Below are 1,161 nucleotides of genomic sequence, written 5' to 3'. Positions count from 1 at the left end.
CTTCCTGCTCGCCCTCCCCCTCCACCTGACCGGCGCCCCCGCCTGGCTGTGGGGTCCGCTCTACGCGGCGGTCTACGTCACCGGCGGTTGGGAACCCGCCCTGGAGGGCCTGCGCGCCCTGCGGGAGAAGACCCTCGACGTGGACCTGCTGATGGTCGTCGCGGCCCTCGGAGCCGCCTCCATCGGACAACCCATGGACGGCGCGCTGCTCATCGTGATCTTCGCGTCCTCCGGCGCCCTGGAGGCCATCGCCACCGCCCGCACCGCCGACTCGGTGCGCGGCCTGCTCGACCTGGCCCCGGCCCGCGCCACCCGCCTGCGCGCCGACGGCACCGGCACCGGCACCGACGGGAACGCCGGGGCACCGGCGGAGGAGGAGGTCGCCGCCGAGGACCTGCGCCCGGGCGACCTGATCCTGGTCCGCCCCGGCGAACGGATCGGCGCCGACGGCACCGTCGTGGACGGCGTCGGCGAGGTGGACCAGGCGAGCATCACCGGCGAACCGCTGCCCGTGCGCAAGGACCCCGGCGACGAGGTGTTCGCCGGCACGCTCAACGGCTCCGGCGCACTCACCGTGCGGGTGGACCGCGACCCCGCCGACTCGGTGATCGCCCGCATCGTCGCCATGGTCGAGGAGGCCTCCCGCACCAAGGCGCCGACCCAACTGTTCATCGAGCGGATCGAACAGCGCTACAGCGTCGGCATGGTCGCCGCCACCCTGCTGATCTTCGCGGTGCCGATGGCCCTCGGCGCCGACTTCTCCTCGGCCCTGCTGCGCGCCATGACCTTCATGATCGTCGCCTCGCCGTGCGCCGTCGTCCTCGCCACCATGCCGCCGCTGCTCTCCGCCATGGCCAACGCCGGCCGACACGGCGTGCTGATCAAGTCGGCGGTGGTGATGGAGCAACTCGGCCGGGTGGACGCCGTCGCCCTGGACAAGACCGGCACCCTGACCGAGGGCACCCCCCGGGTGACCGACGTGCTCCCGCTGCCGACGTCGGCCCCTGACGGGAACGGGAACGGGAACGGGGCGAACGGCCGCGCCACCCCGCCCGACCCGAACACCCTGCTCGCCCTGGCCGCCGCCGCCGAACACGCCAGCGAACACCCCATCGGCCGGGCGATCACCGCCGCCGCCCGGGAACGCGACCTGCGCCCGCC

1 protein-coding gene is annotated in these 1,161 nt (G+C 74.5%); it reads left to right on the top strand.

Annotated features, from left to right (window positions below; translation table 11 throughout):
* Positions 1–1,161: HAD-IC family P-type ATPase (locus FOE67_RS26310; RefSeq protein WP_182667326.1), on the top strand; the 1,161-nt coding region annotated here is incomplete at both ends.

Origin of the sequence: Streptomyces calidiresistens, from assembly GCF_014141525.1 — a bacterium.
In the GTDB taxonomy this organism is placed as follows: Bacteria; Actinomycetota; Actinomycetes; order Streptomycetales; family Streptomycetaceae; genus Streptomyces; species Streptomyces calidiresistens.
The sequence above is the reverse complement of the archived record's forward strand: the minus strand, read 5'-3'. Positions and strand labels throughout refer to the sequence as shown.